This window comes from Rhodococcus sp. IEGM 1351 (assembly GCF_030056875.1).
In the GTDB taxonomy this organism is placed as follows: Bacteria; Actinomycetota; Actinomycetes; order Mycobacteriales; family Mycobacteriaceae; genus Rhodococcus_F; species Rhodococcus_F opacus.
The window spans coordinates 34378-52758 of record NZ_JASHKU010000039.1 but is presented as its reverse complement, the minus strand read 5'-3'; the positions used below and the strand labels follow the sequence as shown (position 1 = coordinate 52758).

At 65.6% G+C, this 18381-nt stretch carries 17 protein-coding genes and 2 pseudogenes; 9 read left to right on the top strand and 10 right to left on the bottom strand.

Going from position 1 to position 18381, the window contains the following annotated elements:
• Positions 1-63 precede the first annotated feature (63 nt).
• Complete coding sequence (locus QM806_RS37775; protein WP_283294810.1) at positions 64-2139, top strand: alpha/beta fold hydrolase; 2076 nt, start codon at positions 64-66, stop codon at positions 2137-2139.
• Positions 2140-2252: 113 nt separating this feature from the next.
• Here the strand turns inward: QM806_RS37775 and QM806_RS37770 are convergent, their stop codons facing one another.
• Positions 2253-2588 (bottom strand): ABC transporter permease subunit, encoded by a 336-nt coding sequence (locus QM806_RS37770; protein ID WP_054248517.1) that lies wholly within the window; start codon positions 2586-2588, stop codon positions 2253-2255.
• A gap of 148 nt (positions 2589-2736) precedes the next feature.
• Between QM806_RS37770 and QM806_RS37765 the strand changes: the two genes are divergently transcribed.
• Positions 2737-3063, top strand: coding sequence for a hypothetical protein (locus tag QM806_RS37765; protein ID WP_005563933.1), 327 nt, complete (start codon positions 2737-2739; stop codon positions 3061-3063).
• A gap of 73 nt (positions 3064-3136) precedes the next feature.
• Here QM806_RS37765 and QM806_RS37760 read toward each other — a convergent pair whose 3' ends face one another.
• The gene (locus QM806_RS37760; protein ID WP_166680593.1) at positions 3137-3652 is read right to left on the bottom strand and encodes a substrate-binding domain-containing protein; all 516 of its coding nucleotides are present in this window, start codon (positions 3650-3652) and stop codon (positions 3137-3139) included.
• A gap of 9 nt (positions 3653-3661) precedes the next feature.
• Here QM806_RS37760 and QM806_RS37755 point away from each other — a divergent pair, with 9 nt between their 5' ends.
• Complete coding sequence (locus tag QM806_RS37755; RefSeq protein WP_133984207.1) at positions 3662-5728, top strand: FUSC family protein; 2067 nt, start codon at positions 3662-3664, stop codon at positions 5726-5728.
• 102 nt (positions 5729-5830) lie between these two features.
• On the opposite strand, the gene QM806_RS37750 is transcribed toward QM806_RS37755, so the two are convergent.
• Positions 5831-8137 carry an acyl-CoA dehydrogenase family protein gene (locus QM806_RS37750; protein WP_054248515.1) on the bottom strand — a complete coding sequence of 769 codons (2307 nt, stop codon included), beginning with the start codon at positions 8135-8137 and terminating at the stop codon, positions 5831-5833.
• Positions 8138-8287: 150 nt separating this feature from the next.
• Positions 8288-8950, bottom strand: coding sequence for an enoyl-CoA hydratase/isomerase family protein (locus QM806_RS37745; RefSeq protein WP_054248514.1), 663 nt, complete (start codon positions 8948-8950; stop codon positions 8288-8290).
• A 67-nt stretch (positions 8951-9017) separates the two neighbouring features.
• Here QM806_RS37745 and QM806_RS37740 point away from each other — a divergent pair, with 67 nt between their 5' ends.
• From QM806_RS37740 to QM806_RS37730, 3 genes are read left to right on the top strand one after another with little or no spacing between them, the layout of a single operon-like run.
• Entirely contained in the window at positions 9018-10220 is a 1203-nt protein-coding gene (locus QM806_RS37740; RefSeq protein WP_283294806.1) for an alkyl sulfatase dimerization domain-containing protein, read from the top strand.
• Positions 10208-10576, top strand: coding sequence for a YidH family protein (locus QM806_RS37735; protein WP_120660888.1), 369 nt, complete (start codon positions 10208-10210; stop codon positions 10574-10576). The genes QM806_RS37740 and QM806_RS37735 overlap by 13 nt, the downstream gene beginning before the upstream one ends.
• The gene (locus QM806_RS37730) at positions 10567-10890 is read left to right on the top strand and encodes a DUF202 domain-containing protein (protein WP_005563914.1); all 324 of its coding nucleotides are present in this window, start codon (positions 10567-10569) and stop codon (positions 10888-10890) included. Before QM806_RS37735 ends, QM806_RS37730 begins: the two co-directional genes overlap by 10 nt.
• Positions 10891-11318: 428 nt before the next feature.
• Here QM806_RS37730 and QM806_RS37725 read toward each other — a convergent pair whose 3' ends face one another.
• From QM806_RS37725 to QM806_RS37715, 4 genes and pseudogenes are all read right to left on the bottom strand, one after another.
• A complete protein-coding gene (locus QM806_RS37725; RefSeq protein WP_005260568.1) occupies positions 11319-11591 on the bottom strand; it encodes a hypothetical protein in 273 nt (90 codons plus the stop codon).
• Between the two features lie 421 nt (positions 11592-12012).
• On the bottom strand, positions 12013-13071 hold the full coding sequence (locus QM806_RS37720; protein WP_283294803.1) for an anti-sigma-D factor RsdA: 1059 nt from the start codon (positions 13069-13071) through the stop codon (positions 12013-12015).
• A pseudogene (locus QM806_RS41500) lies at positions 13055-13298 on the bottom strand (RNA polymerase subunit sigma); the annotation flags it as partial. The pseudogene QM806_RS41500 and the gene QM806_RS37720, both read right to left, overlap by 17 nt.
• 293 nt (positions 13299-13591) lie before the next feature.
• A complete protein-coding gene (locus QM806_RS37715) occupies positions 13592-14338 on the bottom strand; it encodes an SDR family oxidoreductase (protein WP_005569307.1) in 747 nt (248 codons plus the stop codon).
• A 133-nt stretch (positions 14339-14471) separates the two neighbouring features.
• Here QM806_RS37715 and QM806_RS37710 point away from each other — a divergent pair.
• The 3 genes and pseudogenes from QM806_RS37710 to QM806_RS37700 all read left to right on the top strand — a co-directional run bounded on the left by QM806_RS37710 (position 14472) and on the right by QM806_RS37700 (position 15915).
• Positions 14472-15347: pseudogene (locus QM806_RS37710) on the top strand (NADPH-dependent oxidoreductase).
• A gap of 172 nt (positions 15348-15519) precedes the next feature.
• Positions 15520-15702 carry a hypothetical protein gene (locus QM806_RS37705; RefSeq protein ID WP_242322920.1) on the top strand — a complete coding sequence of 61 codons (183 nt, stop codon included), beginning with the start codon at positions 15520-15522 and terminating at the stop codon, positions 15700-15702.
• Positions 15703-15915 carry a PDZ domain-containing protein gene (locus QM806_RS37700; protein WP_242322921.1) on the top strand — a complete coding sequence of 71 codons (213 nt, stop codon included), beginning with the start codon at positions 15703-15705 and terminating at the stop codon, positions 15913-15915.
• A gap of 33 nt (positions 15916-15948) precedes the next feature.
• On the opposite strand, the gene QM806_RS37695 is transcribed toward QM806_RS37700, so the two are convergent.
• Together QM806_RS37695 and QM806_RS37690 are read right to left on the bottom strand one after the other, a co-directional pair.
• Positions 15949-16446, bottom strand: a complete 498-nt coding sequence (locus QM806_RS37695) for a hypothetical protein (protein ID WP_120660891.1) — start codon at positions 16444-16446, stop codon at positions 15949-15951.
• A 70-nt stretch (positions 16447-16516) separates the two neighbouring features.
• Positions 16517-17989: an aldehyde dehydrogenase family protein gene (locus QM806_RS37690; RefSeq protein WP_169694044.1), complete on the bottom strand. Its 1473-nt coding sequence runs from the start codon at positions 17987-17989 to the stop codon at positions 16517-16519.
• Positions 17990-18381: the final 392 nt, after the last annotated feature.

Here is an 18381-nt window from a genome sequence, read left to right as displayed (position 1 = left end):
CCGGACGAAAGTAGTCACAGTTCAAACAGTTACACCGTTAACTTGACAGACCCGGGCGTCGCCGTGAGCCACCGGAGTGTGGTGTCGCTGTTCGCCGGTACCGCAGGGTGGGCCGGCTTCGATGCCGGGGACGTGTGGGGGTGGTGTCATTCGGTGGCGTTCGATTTCTCGGTGTGGGAGTTGTGGGGGGCGTTGGTGCACGGGGCCCGGGTTGTGGTGGTGCCGTGGGAGGTGATGCGTTCGCCGGTCGGATTGTGGGAGGTGGTGGTTCGGGAGCGGATGACGGTTCTCGGTCAGACGCCGTCGGCGTTCTACGAGTTCGCCGAGGTCGAGCGTGAGGATCCCGCTGTGGGGGCGGATTCGGTGCTGCGGATGGTGGTGTTCGGCGGTGAGGTGTTGGATCCGGCCGGGTTGCAGGGCTGGTCCCGGGGCGAGCACGTGAATCCTCTGATTCTGGTCAACGGGTACGGGCCGACCGAGACGACAGTCTTCGCGGCAACCTTCGTGCTACCCGAGTCGGGTGAACGCGCCGACCGGGCGAGTGTGCCGATCGGGGCGCCGGTGGGCAACACGCAGGTGTTCGTGCTGGGTGCGGGGTTGGTGCCGGTTCCGGTGGGGGCGGTGGGGGAGCTGTACATCGCCGGGGCGCAGTTGGCTCAGCGGTATGTCGGCCGGCCGGGGTTGACGGCGGAGCGGTTCGTGGCGTGTCCCTTCGGGGAGCCGGGTGCGCGGATGTATCGATCCGGGGATCTGGTGCGCTGGACCTCCGGCGGAGTGCTCGAGTTCTACGGAAGAGCGGACGAGCAGGTCAAGATTCGCGGATTCCGGGTCGAACCCGCGGAGATCGAGGCGGGTCTCCTGACACACCCGGCCGTGACCCAGGCGGTGGTGGTGGCCCGGGACACCGCCACCGGCACCGGATTGGTCGGTTACGTGGTCTCCGATGCCGCCGACACCGGCACAGGTGTCGAGGTCCGCCGGTTCGTGGCCGGGATGCTGCCGGAATACATGGTTCCAGCGGCGGTGGTGGTGCTGGACCGGTTGCCGCTGACGGTGAACGGGAAACTGGATCGGAGAGCATTGCCGGCACCGGAGTTCACCGGCGGGGTGTTCCGGGCGCCGCGGTCACCGGTGGAGGACACGCTGGCTTCGCTCTACGCCGAGGTTCTCGGTGTTCCCCGCGTGGGGATCGATGACAGTTTCTTCGACCTGGGTGGGCATTCGCTGTCCGCGACGCAATTGGTGAGCCGGATTCGGTCGGTGTCGGGGGTGGAGGTCCCGATCCGGGTGATCTTCGAGTCTCCGACGGTCGCCGAACTCGCACCCCGCCTGGGTGAGGAGGCCGAACCCGACTCGCTCGATCCGTTCGCGGCCATCTTGCCGATCCGAAGCGAAGGATTAGGACCGCCGCTGTGGTGTGTCCACCCGGGTGGCGGACTGAGCTGGTGCTACATGGGCCTTCGCGCCCACCTCCCCGGCCGGCCCATATATGGCCTGCAAGCACGGGGCTTCGATGGAGTGACGCCGCTACCGACGTCGATCGAGACGATGGCCGCCGACTATCTCGAGCAGATCCTCACCGTTCAGGACGACGGCCCGTTTCTTCTGCTCGGATGGTCGTTCGGTGGCCTTGTCGCCCATGCGATCGCCACCGCGCTGGAACGCCGAGGGCTCGAGGTTGCATTCCTCGCGATGATGGACAGCGTGCCTGCACTTACGGATCGTCACATCGCTGAGGAGCCCTCGGATGAGGAACTGCGACAATCGATATGGGCATGGGCGCATGACCGATACGGAGAGATGGTCGATTCGCCTGAGAACGCGTCCATCGAGGATGCTGCCTTTATGCTGTATCGGAATCATCTACAGCTGACGAAGACCCATATCCCGCCGGTCTATCACGGGGACATGTTATTTCTCCGCCCAACGTTGACGGAAGACGGATCAATTTCACGCGACTCGTCTGCTGAAAGCTGGGAGTCGTACATCACCGGGAACATTGAGACACGTGACGTCCACAGCACACACGCTGATATGGACCAACCCGAACCACTCGCCGAGATCGCGCAGATCCTCAACGACGAGCTTTCGAAACCCGACCGGTACACGCGACTACGCGCCTACCGTACTCGGCCGTGATCATCGCAGCACAGAAGCACCACGGAAAGGGGCTTGAACTGGGAATATGACACGTCCCCTTGGGTTCGGTCGAGAAGATTTGCCCACCGCCGCCGGTATCTGGTTGCGCGGGACTACATCCACCTCTGTCTGATCCGCTTTGCTTGTAGGCTCGCGCGCGGTACGCACCCAGGCCCGGGGACAGCGACACCATCTGGATCGACGGCGTCGGAGGGTTGCCCGTAGAGCAGCGGAACCGACAGCGTTTCGAGGGACATGCTCACGATCAGCACCGAGCTGTAGACGATCGGTGGGCGCAACATCGGAACCACGACCGACCGGAGGATCCGCACGGGTCCGGCGCCGCAGACCTGTACCGCCGATTCGAGGGAGGCGTCCGCCTGGCGCAGCGCGCCGACACAGAAGGTGAACGCGATCGGGGCCAGGGCGACGGCTTCGGTGAGCGCCATCCCGGGGATCGAGTACAGGTTCCACGGGACGAATCCGAAGAACTCGCGGAACTGGACGCTGAAGAATCCGGCGGGTCAGTAGAGGATGATCCAGCCGAAGCCGAGCAGCAGTGAGGAGATGTAGAAGGGCCAGCGCATCGAGCCGACGATGAAGTTGCCGAAGGGCAGTTTGGTGCGGGTGCATCACGATGGCCATCGGGACGGCGAACAGTTGCGCCAGGATCGTGGTCAGGCCGGCGAACAGCACCGTGTTGACGATGACGTCGCCGAACCCGGCTTCGGTGTAGTTGTCGAGGCTGAAGATTCCGCCGCTCTCGTAGAGCGGGCGGTCGATGAACGACTGGTAGAGGGTCGGCACGACCGGGGCGAGGACGAGTGCGGCGAGGATCAGCAGCACGGAGTACTGGATGATCGTGTCGCGGCCGATGTTGCGGAATTTGCGGTAGCACGGGCTTCCGGGCTCACCCGGGCGTAGCGGGACGAAGGATTCGGGGGTCCGGGTGTCGGGCGGTGTCGTCAGTGTCATGGTGTGATGTCGCTATCTCGGCTCAGCCGGCTTGCAACGAAGACCAACGGTCCGAGAACTGTTGGATCTCTTCGTCGGATGCTTTGGTGTACGGGATGAGGATCGTGTTCTCTTCGCCTACCGAGGCGATGACGTCGCTGTAGGTGGGCACACCGCCGTCGGCGCGCTCCACCCCGTCGCGGTAGGCGGTCAGTCCGCCCTCGGCGACGGCGGCCTGCCCGTCCGCGGACAACACGAAGTCGGTGAACAGCTTCGTGGTGACCGGGTGCGGGGCGCCCTGCAGCATCGATATTCCGCGGCGCAACAGCGGCGTGCCATCGTCCGGGAAGACCGCTTTGATCAGTCCGCCGGTGCGTTGCTCCGCAGTCAGGGCCGGTGAGCCCATGAAGAATCCGACGGAATACTCACCGGCCGTGACTTTTTCCACCTGCGATCCGGTGGACGGGAGGGCCGGTGCTTGTTCCTCCTCGAAGGCGCGGTTGATCTCGAAGAGATCGGTGGCGACGTCGTCCGAGACTGACGGGTGCCGGAGGCGCACAATCGGTGAATGGCTTTTCGGGTCGTACAGGAGACAGTCCGTTTTCTCGCGGTCTCCGATCCCGGCAGGCTGCGGCTACGTGCCGCAACCGCCACGACGATCACCGTCATTCTCGCGATGGTGGTGCTGCTACCGGGTTCCAACCTGATCGGCCAGCCACTCACCGTCGCGCTGCTCGGGACGGTCGTCGCGATGCAGTCCTCGGCGGCGGTCAAGGACAAGGATCAGCACAGCAGGGTGATCACGACACTGCTGCTCGTGTTCCCTGCACTCGCGGCGGTGTCGATGTCCGCGGTGCTGTCACAGTTCGGGATGGTCGCCGATGTGGGCTTCATCGCGGTGCTCTTCGCGGCCGTCTGGGTGCGGCGCTACGGCCCGCGAGGTACGGCTCTCGGGATGGTCGCGTTCATCTGCTACTTCTTCGCACTCTTCCTTCGGGCCCAGCCTGGGCAGATTCCCATCCTCGCCGTGTCCATCGTCGCCGGCGTCGGTATCTCGCTCCTCGTCCGTACCGTGATCCTGCCGGACCGGCCCGGGCTCGAACTCACACGGTTGGTTCGGGCGCTGCGGGCCGCGTCGATCGACGTGCTGGAGGTGGCGTCGAACAGGGGTGATCGGAATCTCGATCTACTGCGCAAGAAACTCGATCGGCTCGGAAGCACCGCCCTGATGATCGACGACTGGCTCGACCGCAACGATGCAGCTCAGCTCCTGAGCGTCACCAACGAAGATCTGTCCGTTCGTATCTTCGATGCGCAAATCGCTACCGAACAACTCGTCAGCGCGCTGTGGGCGCTCGACCCGGACAAGTCGTGGCCGAATACGCTGGGGCAGGCGACCACGGCACTGGGATCGTGCCTGCAGAACAATCCGTCGGATGACCAGCTCCGCGCTGCCCGACGGCTCGCCGCCGCGGCCGCAGACAAGTCCGATCCATCGACTCCGGCGGGTATCGCGACCACCGTCGCGATGCGAGCAGTGCAGGCGCACATCGCGATCCATCACATCACCCACAACGCCCTGCGAACAGAATCGGAGCCGAGGAAGAAGCCGGACGAGGACGAAGAAACGGACACCGGATGGAACCCGAGCACCAAAGCCGCGATCCAGGTAGCCGTCGCGACCAGCGCTGCAACGATCCTCGGTGAGCTCATCTCGCCCGACCGCTGGTACTGGGCGGTCCTGACGGCCTTCCTCGTTTTCACCGGAGCGTCTACCCGCGGAGAGATTCTCTCGCGCGCAGGGCACCGCGTCGTCGGCACCATCGCGGGAGTTCTTGCAGGAGTATTGCTGTCCGCGTTGGTCGGAAACAACCAGCCGTTGCAGTTGCTCCTGCTCGTCGTCTGCGTATTCTTCGCGTTCTACCTCGTCACGGTGGCCTACGCATTGCTCTCCTTCTTCGTCACCGTGATGCTTGCGATGCTGTACGGACTGCTCGGCACATTCAGCATCGAGGTACTCGAACTGCGCATCTACGAAACGGCGGCCGGCGGAATCGTCGGAATAGCGGCGGCGTACTTCATCTTCTCCACCGGAACGAGATCGACGCTGACCTCGAAGATCGACGACTACCTCGATCGGATGACTGCCATCGTCGACACCGCTATCGGAGCCGTCGTCCAACCAGGGCACGAGACTGACCTGGTCGCCGACATCCGGAAGTTGGACAACGCGCTGAAGGACCTTGTCACGGCGGGCAAACCCTTGGAAATGGGACCGACGACGCGGACTCGTCGGGGAGCGAAACGGTTGTTGCGGATCATGACTGTCAGCAATCGGTCGTCTCATGCACTTGCCCGAGCAGGGGTGAGCGCCTCTCGCGGCGAACCGGACAGCGGACCGTCGCAGGAGACCGCGAGGGCATTGCGCCAAGCAGCCGACGTCACCAAGGAAACCATCGCCGACGTCAAACGCGCACTCGCCGGTGAGCACGTAGAGCCTCCGGAGAAACTCACCGAAACCTCGGCACCCGACGTCATGCTGCAGTCGACCACCACACCGGGGCCGGTTCGCAGTGCCGTCCGCTCGCTCAGCACCCTCAACCGCACGATGGGGGAAGCGTTGACGCATGCCTGATGGCGTCGTACATGCTGCTGAACGAAGCACAAAGCGAGCCAGTCGAAGGGGGAGGCCCGTCACAGCCGGCGAATCACCCGGCTGGAGTGACCGCTCGGGCGTCTACGTCGGCAAACCCAGAATCCGTTCGCCGATGATGTTGCGCTGAATCTGATTCGACCCGCGTGCGATCCGGCGTCCCCGGCTCTCGAGGAACACGCGTTGCAGAGAGTCGAGTTGATATCCGTCCCCGTCGGGGCGGGTCAGAGCCGACGCCCCGAGAAGCTCCAGCGCCGTCGACCCGAAGACACAGTGATACTCCGACCAATTGACCTTGTCGATCGCCAGCAACTTGTCCACGGTCTCTCCCTCTGCAACACGGGCACCGATCACGGAACCAACGGCACGCATCAGTTCGACCTCGACCACCAGTTCCGCCAACCGCTGGCGGACGATGACGTCGCCGAGCCGACCGTTCTTGTCCAGCCGCTCCGCCAACACGTCCAGTTCGTGGCGATAGCCGACATACTGCGTCGCCGCCTTGCCTGCTCGTTCGGCGCCGAGTGTGGTCATCGCGACCGCCCAACCGTTGCAGAGCCCACCCACCACATTGCTCAACGGGGCGCGCGCATCGGTTATCCGTTCCTGCGCAAACCCCCTGTCGCCCGACGCCATCCGGATGGGGTCGACGTCGATGCCGTTGTCCGTCATGGGAACAAGGACAAACGAGATGCCCTGGTGTCTCGGTGCGTCGCGGTCGGTGCGGCACAACAGGAACATCATGTTGGCCTGGCCGCCGTGGCTGGTCCAGATCTTGTCACCGTTTATCCGCAACTCGTCGCCGTCAACGGTTCCGCTGGTCCGCAGTGAGGCGAGATCGGATCCGGTCTCGGGTTCGGAGAAGCCCTGGCACCAGGTGTCCTCGCCCGACAGAATGCGGGGCAGGAACCGGCGCTTCTGGTCCTCGCTTCCGTGCGCCAACAGGGCGGGCGCAAGCAGGGTCTCGCCCATTCCGAGTTGCGGGCGTCGAAGTCCCGCGCGCGCGAACTCCTCCTCTACTACCAAAGTTTCGACCGGTCCCAGTCCTCGGCCGCCGTGTTCCTCCGGCCAGGACAGGCACAGCCAACGCCCCTGACGCAACAGATCGGTCCAGTGCTTCTCGGCGTCGGTGTCTTCGTGTCCGAACGGTTCCTGTGCGTATTCGAGTGGCGTTCCCTCGGCGCGGTGCTCGGCCAGCCAGGCGCGGACCTCGGTCTGCAGGTCCGCCAGCGGAGCGGGTTCGTCGGCCCGCGCCGGCGCCTCGACCGCGGTGCCGGTGGCGAGGACTCCGGCGAGCAGACGCTCGCGGTGCCATGCCGACGATCCGAACATCAGCTGATCGGTTTTCGCCCGCTTGAGATGAAGGTGAGCCTCGTGCTCCCAGGTGAAGCCGATCGCGCCGTGTAGTTGAATCGTCTCGCCGGCGATCTGCAGGTACCTCTCGGTCCCCGCGACGCAGAGCACGCTCACCAGTGCCGGCAGTTCCGGCGCATCGGTATCCGCGGCGTGAGCGGCGACGGCGACCGCAGCGGCGACCGGTTCGAGCGCCCGGATCAGATCGGCCAGCCCGTGTTTGACAGCCTGGTTGGTACCGATCGGACGACCGAACTGGTTGCGGGTCTTCGCATAGTCAGTTGTCAGGTGCAGGCACCGGCGAGCACCGCCGACCCTCTCCGCCGCCTGCACGACGAGCGCCTGGTCGAGCGCTCGGGACAGTGTCTCCGAAATGTCGGTGGTGCCACTGATTCGTTCTGCTGCCGCGCTGTCGAAGGTGAAGGTCGTCAGCGGACGGGTCTGGTCCAACGCCGGCCACCGGACCCGCCGAATGCTCGTGTCCGATGGTTCCACCAGAAAGAGGCCGGTCCCGTCTTCGGTTCGGGCGACGACAACGACAGTGTCGGCGCAATGACCGAAGATCACGTGATCGGCCCGTCCGTCGATCCGCCAGCCGTCGCCGTCCGGGTGTGCACGCACCGCTTCCGAGCCGGCCTGCCACCACCCGTCGGCGTCAGCAAATGCCAGACACCCGAGACGAGTGCCCGCGGCGAGACCTGGCAGCAGCTCACTGAGCCAACGCTCCTGGGCGCAATCCGCGATGGCGAGCGTGGTCAACACCGAACTCGCGAAGAAGGGGCTGCATGCTGCGGAGCGCCCGAATTCCTCGGCGACCACGACGAGGTCACCGATACCCGCGCCTGATCCGCCGTACTTCGCGTCGACGAGCATTCCTTGCAGTTCGAGTTGTTCGGCCATCGTCGCCCACATCTCGGGTCGGTATCCGAGTTCCGTGTCCTGGTAGGCCAATACGTCGGCCGGTTCACTGGTTGCGGTGAGAAACTCCCGAACCGCGTCGCGAAGCGCGCGGTGTTCTGCAGTTGTTGTCATGCCCATTCGATTGTCTCCTTCGAGTGTCCCGTGTAAGCACCACCGCGGCCAGGATCCCCAGACCTGGGATGACCAGGCGTCCTGCGACCTGTCCGCCCGGTTGTGCATTGTGTTGTCTTGCGGTTTTCGACCGCAGGTGCCGCCGTGCGTACGCATTTACGCGGGCAGTGTTTTGCGCGTCAGAATCGCTTGCTTCATGGCGATTCCCCCGCCGTTGGGGTAGGCCGCAATCTTGTCGGTGAGTTCGGTTGCCCGGCCCACAACCTGCTCGTCCGGCACCATTGCGTAGGCGAAGCCGCGGCGCAGAAGGTCCGGACCGTACTGACGTTCACAGGCCAGGGTGAGCTGCAGTGCCTGGTTCACGCCGTATTTCGCGAGCAACCACCGCAGATTGTTCGGCGCAGCTACCCCCATCTCCGCCTCGCCGACCATGAGGAACGACGTCTCTCCCACTACAAGGAGGTCACAGGCGAGCGCGATCGCCGCAGCACCGTTGACAGCGGCCCGCTCCAGTGCCCCGATCAGCGGCTTCTCGAACCCGGACAGGGTCGTGTGCAGGTCGGAGATCGCCGCGGTAATTTTCGGCTCGCCCGGGCGTACTTCGGCAAGATCCAAACCGGAACTGAAGCACCCGCCCGCGCCGTACAGCAACACCGCGGTGACTGTGTCGTCGTCCTGAGCGTCAGCGAAAGTTCTGGCGAGCTGGGTGACCATCGGGACCGTCAAGGCATTCTTCCGCTCGGGACGATTGAGTTCTATGTCCAGCCGTCCGCTGTGATGGTGCCGAACTACCGCGACATCGCTCTCCGACGAACTCACAACATGCTCCTCACGAGTCCGTCGAACTGCCCGGCGGGGAATGCACTACATCGCGGAAGGCGCCTACATGTGGCCGGCTTTCGGCAACGTCTACGTATTTCCCACCAATACTGGCCTTTTCGTGTACGACACCGGCGACCGCCGCACCGCCGAAGACCTGCTCGCAGCCACCCGACAAATCTCCGAGCAACCGGTACACACGGCCGTCTACTCGCACGGACACGTCGACCACGTCTTCGGCATGGACCCCTTCGACACGAAAGCGCGCGAGCGCGGCTGGACCCGCCCCACGGTCCTCGCACACGAAAACGTAATCAGCCGGTTCGACCGCTACAAGAAAACCCGCGGCTACAACGGCATCATCAACCAACGCCAATTCCAGGCACCGAACCTTATGTGGCCGGCCGAATACCGGTACCCCGACGTCACCTTCACGGACCAGACCGACCTCACGGTCGACGACCTGCAGGTGCAACTTCATCACGCCCGCGGTGAGACCGATGACGCCACGATCGCCTGGATCCCCGACCGCAAGATCCTGTGCTGTGGTGATTTCTTCATCTGGGCCAGCCCCAATGCCGGAAACCCGCAGAAGGTGCAACGCTTCGCACACGAATGGGCCCGAACCCTGCGGTGGATGGCCGACCTGGGCGCCGAAATCCTCCTCCCCGGACACGGGCTCCCCGTCCTCGGCGCCGACCGAATCCGCACCACCCTCACCGACGCCGCCGAACTCCTGGAAATCCTGCATGGCCGCACCCTCGAGATGATGAACGCCGGAGCGACCCTCGACGAGGTCGTGCACAGCGTCACCGCCCCCGCGGAACTCCTCCGCAAGCCCTACCTCGCCCCCTCCTACGACGAACCGGAATTCGTCATTCGCAACGTCTGGCGCCTCTACGGCGGCTGGTACGACGGCAAACCCGCCAACCTCAAGTCCGCCCCCCGCGCCGACCTCGCCCGTGAGATCGCGGACCTCGGCGGCGGCGCCGCCCAACTGGCCGAGCGGGCGCGCGCCCTACTGGCACGAGGCGAACACCGGCTGGCGGGACACTTCGCCCAGATGGCCACCGATGCCGATCCGCAGAACCGCGACTCGCATCAGGTCCGCGTCGACGTCTTCGGCCAGCTGGAACAAGGCGCCACTTCCACTATGGCGAAAGGCGTCTACGGATGGGCAGTGGCGGAATCGCGGGCCTTCCTCGACGGCAGCGACCACGCGACCGAACTGAAAGCCAAAACGGCCGGCCGCGCGCGATGGGCATTCTGACCTCCCGTCCACCAGCGGACTCAAGTTCGGCGGATGAGGAACCGGACTACCGGTACACGCTGGCTAACGAACGCACCTACCTGGCATGGATCCGCACCGCGATGGCGCTCCTGGCGGCAGGTGTGGCTGCCCACCAGTTACTTGCGTTGCCCTCCGGGGCACTGCAGATGACGATCACGATGGTGTGTTTCGGGCTGGCCACCGTCCTCGCCTCCGGCGCGTATCTGCGCTGGAAGGCCGCGCAGTCGGCCATCAGGCGAAACCTGCCACTTCCGGGCTCCGTCCTCGTGCCCGCTCTCGCTCTCGGATTGGGGATCCTCACGCTCCTCGCCGCCGGAGCGGCATTGTGGTCGTGATCGGGTCCGTTGACCGGGATCCGGGACTACAACCAGACCGCACCGCGCTGGCCTGGCGGAGAACCACACTCTCCGCCGCCGCGACGACGGTGGCGCTCCTCCACATTCCCACCGCCCATGGTGACCGCGCTGCATCGCTCACCTTGGTACCGATGGCGGTGCTGCTACTCGTGATCACGCACATCAGCCACAGACGAGGCCGTTCGCTGCAGCGGGGGAGTCACGGTATGACCCGACACCATGCCTTGCTGGTAGCTCTACTCCTCACGGCTACAGCGGTCGCCGCTGCCGCGACCGCCGCCTTCGACCGATAGCCGCACTCTCGAACGACAACTCGAAGCACACCTCGGTCCGGGTCGACTCCTCGGCGGGGAGCCCAGTGTCGGTCATCGATTGGCTCACCAGTGGCGGCGACGTCGAGTCCGCGCGAGATGTGATCGCCCAAATGGAATGGGAAGCAGTGTAAGTGGCGCGAAGGCTCCCACACCCTCCGGCCGTCGACGAACGTTCCCACCACGGCATCACCCAGCGGTAGGCCCGCACCATTGCGGCCGCACATCCCGGGCTCGATGGGCTGCTGTACCGGCGTCGGTACCGGCCGGCCACGTCGAAACCGCTCGCGCATCCCGGCCTGCAACGCCGTCTCGCCGCAGCCGCGGAGGCGCTCGGCTGCACCGACGTCTGCGGTGCGCCTACCCGGGTGGCGGCGTGTCGACCGGGGGCACACCGCCGGTGGCCGCGGTCATTCGCGCGTTTTCAACCGTGAGGTGTGTCGCTTCGCTACGTCGAGGTCGGCGTCAGCGATTCCGAGTGTGTCCTGAGCGGCGCGGAGGGCGTCGACGGCGCTCTCCAACGCTTCCGGTGCGGTGGTCGGGTCGCCGAGTGCGTCCACGTCGAGCGTGTTGGCATCGAGGTCTGCGTAGGTGCGCTCGAGGTCGAGGAGGGTTCGACGGAGAGCGTGCAGTGCATCCCGGACCTCGGTTACCTGCTCGTCGAGATCAGCGGGCGTGCTCACACGATCACGTCCCAGAGCACCGCGGCGGCGTTGGTGAGGGGCGGCTGCTCGTCGGTCAGACGGCCGAGCTGCTGCTGCACGCGGGCTGTCGGTTGGTCGACCTCGGTCATGCGATCACTCCATCTGTTGTGAATGACTGAGCTGTGTCGTGTAGGGCGGCCCGCTCGATAGCACTTCGGCAAGAAATGCGGTCGTGGTGACAGCTCTGCCCGGGGAAGTCGACACGTCCCGGGGCTGAGGGGGTGTGCCGTGTTCAGGAGCGGGTGAAGCGGGATCTGAGTTTGTGCATGCCGACCATGACGTTTTCTTCGGTGCTTCCGGGTGCGAGCGGGGAGCATGCCCAGCTGCATAGCTGTGTCGTTCATGGTGACGATGATCCGTAGTGGGGCGATTGTGCCGTTGCGGTATGGCCGCCGAATTCTCAGCTGGTCGGGCCTGGCGGCGGGAGCGGTGCCGAGGAAGGCTCCGGCGGCGGTGGCTGCTGGGTGGGTGGTTGGGTGGTCGGGTTGTCCGACGGCGTAGGCGGGGGCGGTTGGGTGGTCGGGTTGTCGGAAGGGACAGGCAGGGGCGGCTGCGGAGGCGGGACCATCGTGATGGTGGGTTCAGGGCTGGTGGACGGCAAGGTCTCGGGCGGGAGCGTCAGCGTCGTCGTGGGTAGCGGCGGCAGTGAAGTGGGCGGCAGTCCGGGAAGCTGCAGATCCGTGGGCAGGGTTCCCGGCAACTGCTCGACTCCCGGCGCGGTCGTGGAACCGGGTGTCCCCGGCACGATGGCCGGCAGTTCGGTGGTCTGTGTCGGCGCGTCGGTGGTGGTGGTACCGGGCGTCGTCGTCGCGGGCGGCGTGGTGGGAGCGATCTTCTCGACCTCCGCGGCGAGCTTCGCACGCCACACGTCGAGTTCGTTGCGCAGGTCGGCGTCGCGTACCCCGCCGGAACGGTCTGCGGCGCCCTCGAGCAGGTTCTTCGCCGCCTCCGCGTCGCCCGCGGCGATCAGCCGCTCGGCCTCCTGCAGCTGCGACGTGGTGTCGATCTGCGCGACGGTCGAATCGGCCTGCTGGCTGAACACGACCGACTTGACGCTCCACAGCGGATCGCCGGGTGCGGCGTTGTACGAGAAGATGGTGACGCCACCTATGACGACCGCGATCGCGGCGGCAGCGCCGGCGATGGGTCGCAACAAGCGGAGCTTGCCGCGGGCAGCGCTGCGTGCGGAACGGGCGTCCGGGGCGTCGATCGCCGCGATCACGTCGTCGAGCAGCGGCCCGGTCGGCATCGGCGTCGCCACGATGTCGGCGCGCCAATTGGTCAGCAGAAGCGCGAGCTCGTACTGCTCCGGCGAATCCGTCGCGACAGGACCGCCACCGGCGATCGCGTCGATCAAAGCGTCGTCGCGGCGCACTGCCGCGACGTCCACCGGTGCGTCGTCTCCTGGGAGATCGGCATCGGGATTGCCGTTGCGCTTGCTCCTAGCCAAACCTCTCACCTGCCCTCGTCACCCCCGCGGAACTGGTACTACCCACGGCCGGGGCCGTTTCCTCGGCTGACATACCGACCACGAGGCGGAGGATCAAAATCTCCCGGTGCTCTTCCGGCAGCGTGCTCAGCAGTTCGTTCATCTGCCTGCTCGCCTTTCGAGTCCAGCGCCCGCTGTTCGGGTCCGTCATCGTTGACTACGACATCTACTACGTCGGTGACGGGCTCCGACTTGTTACCGCATGTCAGAGAAAAGCGACAAGAGATCGGAGCTCCACGTCGGTTGTGGGTTCCGGTGTGGTCCGCACGCCGTCGGTTGCCGCACGACCACACCCGTCCTCTTTGGGCCGACCCCGGCGCACTCGGGCGGTCCTGAGGCCCTGGGCCGGGGTCGACGTTTTTGCAGCGGCATCGTCTTCGGAGTGGACGATTCTCCTACGTGGATTATCCCACTGATGGCCGGTACTCGGCGAGGTCAGCAGTTGTCGCACCTCGACTGGGCAGACCAGCGTCGCTGACCGTCCGCGCGGTCAGCCGCGGCCGATGTACGGCATCCCGGCGGCCATGATCGTCAACGTCGGCACGGTGACGTCCAGGGGGAGTTCCACCAGTCGGGTCACCGCGTCCGCGACGTACCGCGGGTCGAAGGTGGGTTCCGCTCGCATCGATCCGTCCGGTTGGCGGGCGGACTGGCCGATGCCGGCCGTCATGGCGGTTGCGGCGTTCCCGATGTCGATCTGGGTGCAGCAGATGTCGTGGTCGCGCCCGTCGAGCGCGATCGACTTGGTCAACCCCGACACCCCGTGTTTGGTTGCCGTGTAGGCGACGCTCGCGGGTCGTGGCGTGTGCGCGGACAGTGAGCCGTTGTTGATGATGCGTCCGCCGCGGGGTGTCTGCGTCTTCATCATTCGCACGGCCTCGCGTGAGCAGAGGAAGACCCCAGTGAGATTTGTGGCCACCGTCCGGTCCCAGTCTTCCGGGTCGATCTCGTCCACCGCGCCGGAAGGGCCGAAGGTGCCCGCATTGTTGACGAGTACGTCCACACGGCCGAACCGTTCGGCCACGACGGCGAAGAGGCTGTGCACCGACTGTGGCGACGAGACGTCGGCCGGCACCACGAGCGCGTGTTCGTGACCGTCCGCTGTCTCGTCCAACTTGTCTTGCGCCCGTCCCGACAGCACCACGTGATGTCCGGCATCGAGTAGTCCGGTCGCCATGGACCGCCCGATTCCCGATCCGGCACCCGTCACCACGATGACCCGTTCAGTCACGACCACTCCCTTGCATCACGTAGTTCCCGGACAGCTGTCGGCAGCCCCCGAATTGTCGCCGATCGGCGGCCTCGCTGTGGCTGTTCACGCGTTCCGTTCGCGGTTGTCGACGGGGTCGCGGAGGATCTCAGGAATCACGGTGCGCCTAACGCTGGAGTGGGGGACGGCGGTCGGCTTTCCTGTCCCGGGTGACCATCGCAGACATCGCACCCCGCACGGCGCTGCAGCAGCGCTACTGGGACCCCGCCCTCACCGAGCCCGCGCAGTGGAATCCGGTTCTGGAAGCCCTGCACTCGCACCGTTCGGTTCGCCGCTACCTACCCGATCCGCTGACCGACGAGACGCTCGACGTCCTCGTTTCGGCTGCGCAGTCGGCCGCCACGTCGTCGAACCTCCAGGCATGGAGTGTCGTCGCGGTCCGCGACCCCGACAGCAAGGCTCGTCTGGCCGCGCTCGCGGGCGAGCAGGCCCACATCGTCGAGGCCCCCGTCCTGCTGGTCTGGCTCGCCGACTTCGCCCGAGTCCGCCAGCTCGCCGGCGACCGCGGCGCTCCGATCGAGGGAGCCGATTACCTCGAGAGCACCTATATCGGGTTCATCGATGCAGCCCTGGCTGCGCAGAACGCCGTGACCGCGGCGGAGTCGCTCGGGCTGGGAACGGTGTTCATCGGGGCGCTGCGCAACAACCCCGAGGAGGTCGCGGCGGAACTCGGCCTGCCTCCTCACGTGTTCGCGGTGTTCGGGCTCGTCGTCGGACATCCGCATCCGGACGCCGACGCCCAGATCAAACCGCGGCTGCCCCGAGCGGCGGTGTTGCACCACGAGAAGTACGACCTGCCCGCACAGCGCGACCACGTCGACGCTTACGAGGGGCGGATCGCCGCCTTCTACTCGGCGCAGCAGCTCGACCATTCCTGGATCGAAAGGTTCTGGACCGACTCGCGTCCGCGGCGTGGCTGAACGGGCGGGATCGGCTGAAGGAATCGCTCATCCGTCTCGGGTTCCCACTTCGCTAGCGTCCGGCCGCCATGAGGCGGAAATGCCGGTGGGTGTCCCTACGGAGGCAACGCGGCAGATCGCCTCGCACGCGCGAGCCTCCGCCGTCGCCGCCCGCACCGCTCAACTGGCGCCGGCGCCTTCCGCTATCCGATCCGCTGTCTCTGATGGTGTCGGCAGAGCCTTGATCGCGTGGCGGGGGCCGCGCCCGGTTCGGTGCGTGACGGCCACCATCCGGCCGTCGCGACGAGGCAGATCATCGCCGCGCTGGTATCGGCGGGGCGGGTGCGTCGGGCCTGGCTGCGGATCGCGGGCATGCAGGTTCCGCTGCCTCCGAAGCTGCAGGGGCGGATCGGGTCGAAGACTGGTTTGTAGGTGGCCGGTGTCTCGCCGGGAAGCCCGGCCGCCGAGGCGGGGTTGCGGCGCGGGGACATCATGGTCGAACTCGACGGCAAGCCGATCGTGACGACGACTGCCGTCCAGCGGTTGATGGTCGAGGATCCGATCGACCGGCAGATCGAGATCACGGTGTGGCGCAACGGCGCGCTGGTGGACGTGTTCGCTCGTCCTCGTGAGCTCGCGGCCTGATGACCACACAGCGACGTGGGATCCGATCGACGGTCACCGATTCATCTCGTACCGGATCGCGTCCTGGACTTTCCCGTGAGCCACCGCGATACCGCCCGCGATATCGGTCAGTGTTCTTCGATGCTGGAGGCGCAACGGGTCGTTCACTGCGCCATCGTGCAGGTGTTGCCGGTGGGGGAAGACTGGGCGCGGCTCGGTCTTCACGAGGTGCCGGTTGAACGTCCCAGTGAGCAGCGACAGTTCGTTGAGTCGCCGGTAAACGTCATCGCTGGCCACGACCCGCGCCTGGCTGAGCAGGGAATCGAACTCGTCGCCGCCGATCTCGTCCGCGTCATTCGGGTGCGATGCAGCCGAAGTCGTTGCGGTTGCGGTGAGGCGGGCCGTCGCTCGCAACAGGTCGGCGTAGATCGCGAGCCGCAGTTTCACGAGTTGGTCTCGGCGCGCAGTCTTGCTGCGCAGCCGTTCGGTGATCCACGGTGAGAGGGCCGTGCCCACGATTCCGGCCACGCCCATCCACATGATCGCATTCACGATCAGTCTCCCGTCTCTTCCTGCTTTCGGGCCGAAGACCCGCGTTCACATCCCGCCGCCTCCGCGTTACTCATTCCCGGGCACTCTGGCGGGTGCTGTTCACGGCCGGATCTGGTTCGACGTTGTCGCCGAAGATCGCCTTGGCCTCGAGGTACTCCACCAGGCCGAATTTGCCGAACTCCCGGCCGTTGCCTGACTGCTTGTTGCCTCCGAACGGAGCATCGAAGGCCAGCGGAGCCCCATTGAGATGAACCATTCCCGTCCTCAACTTCCGCGCGACATTCCGCGCGCGCTCCGGATCGCTCGACGAGGCCATCCCGGACAGCCCATACGCGGTGTCGTTCGCGATGCGGATTGCGGCGGCCTCGTCCTCGTAGCCGATCAGCACCATGACCGGGCCGAAGATCTCCTCGCGCGCGATGGTCATATCGTTCGTCACGTCCGCGAAGACGGTGGGCCGGACGAAGTAGCCGGTGGACAGTCCCGCCGGGCGACCGACTCCACCGGCGACGAGCGTGCCGCCCTCATCGATGCCGATCTGGATCAGGCGCTGCACCTTGTCGAACTGTGCCTGTGACACCAGCGGACCCACGGTCGTTCTCTCGGACTCGGGTTGTCCGACGACGATCGACGCGGCGGCGGTCTTCGCGATCGCGATCGCTTCGTCCATACGGTCCCACGGAACCAGAATGCGCGAGGCGGCATTGCAGGATTGGCCCGAATTGACCACCACGCCTACAACGTCTCTGGTGATGACCTCTTCGAAGTCCGCGTCGTCCAGCACAATGTTCGCCGACTTGCCACCGAGCTCCTGTGTGACACGTTTGACCGTTGTCGCAGCGTTCCGAGCGACCTCGACGCCGGCACGCGTCGATCCGGTGAACGAGACCATGTCGATGTCGGGGTGCCTCGACAGTGCGGCTCCGACGGTAGGTCCGTCACCCTGAACGAGGTTGAAAACTCCCGCAGGGACTCCTGCTTCGTGAAGTATCTCCGCGAAGATGATCGCATTGAGTGGCGCGATCTCGGACGGCTTCAACACCATCGTGCAGCCTGCGGCCAACGCCGGCGCAACCTTCGCGGCGATCTGGTTGACGGGCCAGTTCCAGGGTGTGATGAACGCACACACGCCGACCGGCTCGTACACCACCGTCGTCGTGCCGATCTTCTCCTCGAATTCGAACTCACGGAGCGCATCGACGGCTGCGGTGAGATGCACCAGGCCGGACGGTGCCTGAGCGGTCGTGGCCAGTGAAGTAGGTGCTCCCATCTCCTGGGTGATCGTCGATGCCAGCTCGGCCATCCGTCGCCCGTAGACCTCGATTATCCGATCCAGTAACGCAATCCGGTCGGCGCGTGTCGTCGACCCGTAACCGTCGAACGCTCTGCGGGCGGCCGTGACGGCGCAGTCGACGTCCTTTTCGTCGCCCAGCGCGATGGTGGCGACGATCTCTTCTGTCGCAGGGTTGACGACGTCGAGCGTGTCGGTCCCGATCGGGTCGATCCACTCGCCGTCGATGTAAAGCTTCTGGGTGTTCTCCATGGTGGTCCTTTGGTTGGTTTCTGCAGAAGGTGAGAAGGGGTGGGGTGGGTAGCGCATTGGTGACCGTGCGGGTGAGCCGCGATGGCGTCCCGTGTTGTGGAGTCCTGTCCTCCCGGGGTTTGCGTCGGAGTGTTTCCGGCGTCTGAATAACAATGACCCGCCGCAGCTCTGCCGTCTGTCCGCCAACCGGGCCCCGCTGGGGGATGAATACGTGTCCCCCAATCGGAGGACAACCGCGATGTCGGGGTCGAGCGTCAGGAATGCGAGGCGGTCGATCCAGCCCCGCTGATCGGCGAACGATGTTTCCCGAGAACGGAATTACGGTGTCGAGCTGTTGGTTCCAGCGCCGAATGCCGGTCAGTTCCGTTCGCACGAATGATCGTCTGGGGCCA

Coding starts and splice junctions, on each gene's coding strand:
- QM806_RS37735 (WP_120660888.1), top strand. CDS start 10,208: ATGGGCATTCTGACCTCCCGTCCACCAGCGGACTCAAGTTCGGCGGAT.
- QM806_RS37770 (WP_054248517.1), bottom strand. CDS start 2,588: ATGGCGCTCACCGAAGCCGTCGCCCTGGCCCCGATCGCGTTCACCTTC.
- QM806_RS37750 (WP_054248515.1), bottom strand. CDS start 8,137: ATGGGCATGACAACAACTGCAGAACACCGCGCGCTTCGCGACGCGGTT.
- QM806_RS37755 (WP_133984207.1), top strand. CDS start 3,662: ATGGCTTTTCGGGTCGTACAGGAGACAGTCCGTTTTCTCGCGGTCTCC.
- QM806_RS37690 (WP_169694044.1), bottom strand. CDS start 17,989: ATGGAGAACACCCAGAAGCTTTACATCGACGGCGAGTGGATCGACCCG.
- QM806_RS37765 (WP_005563933.1), top strand. CDS start 2,737: ATGAAGTTGCCGAAGGGCAGTTTGGTGCGGGTGCATCACGATGGCCAT.
- QM806_RS37740 (WP_283294806.1), top strand. CDS start 9,018: ATGTGGCCGGCTTTCGGCAACGTCTACGTATTTCCCACCAATACTGGC.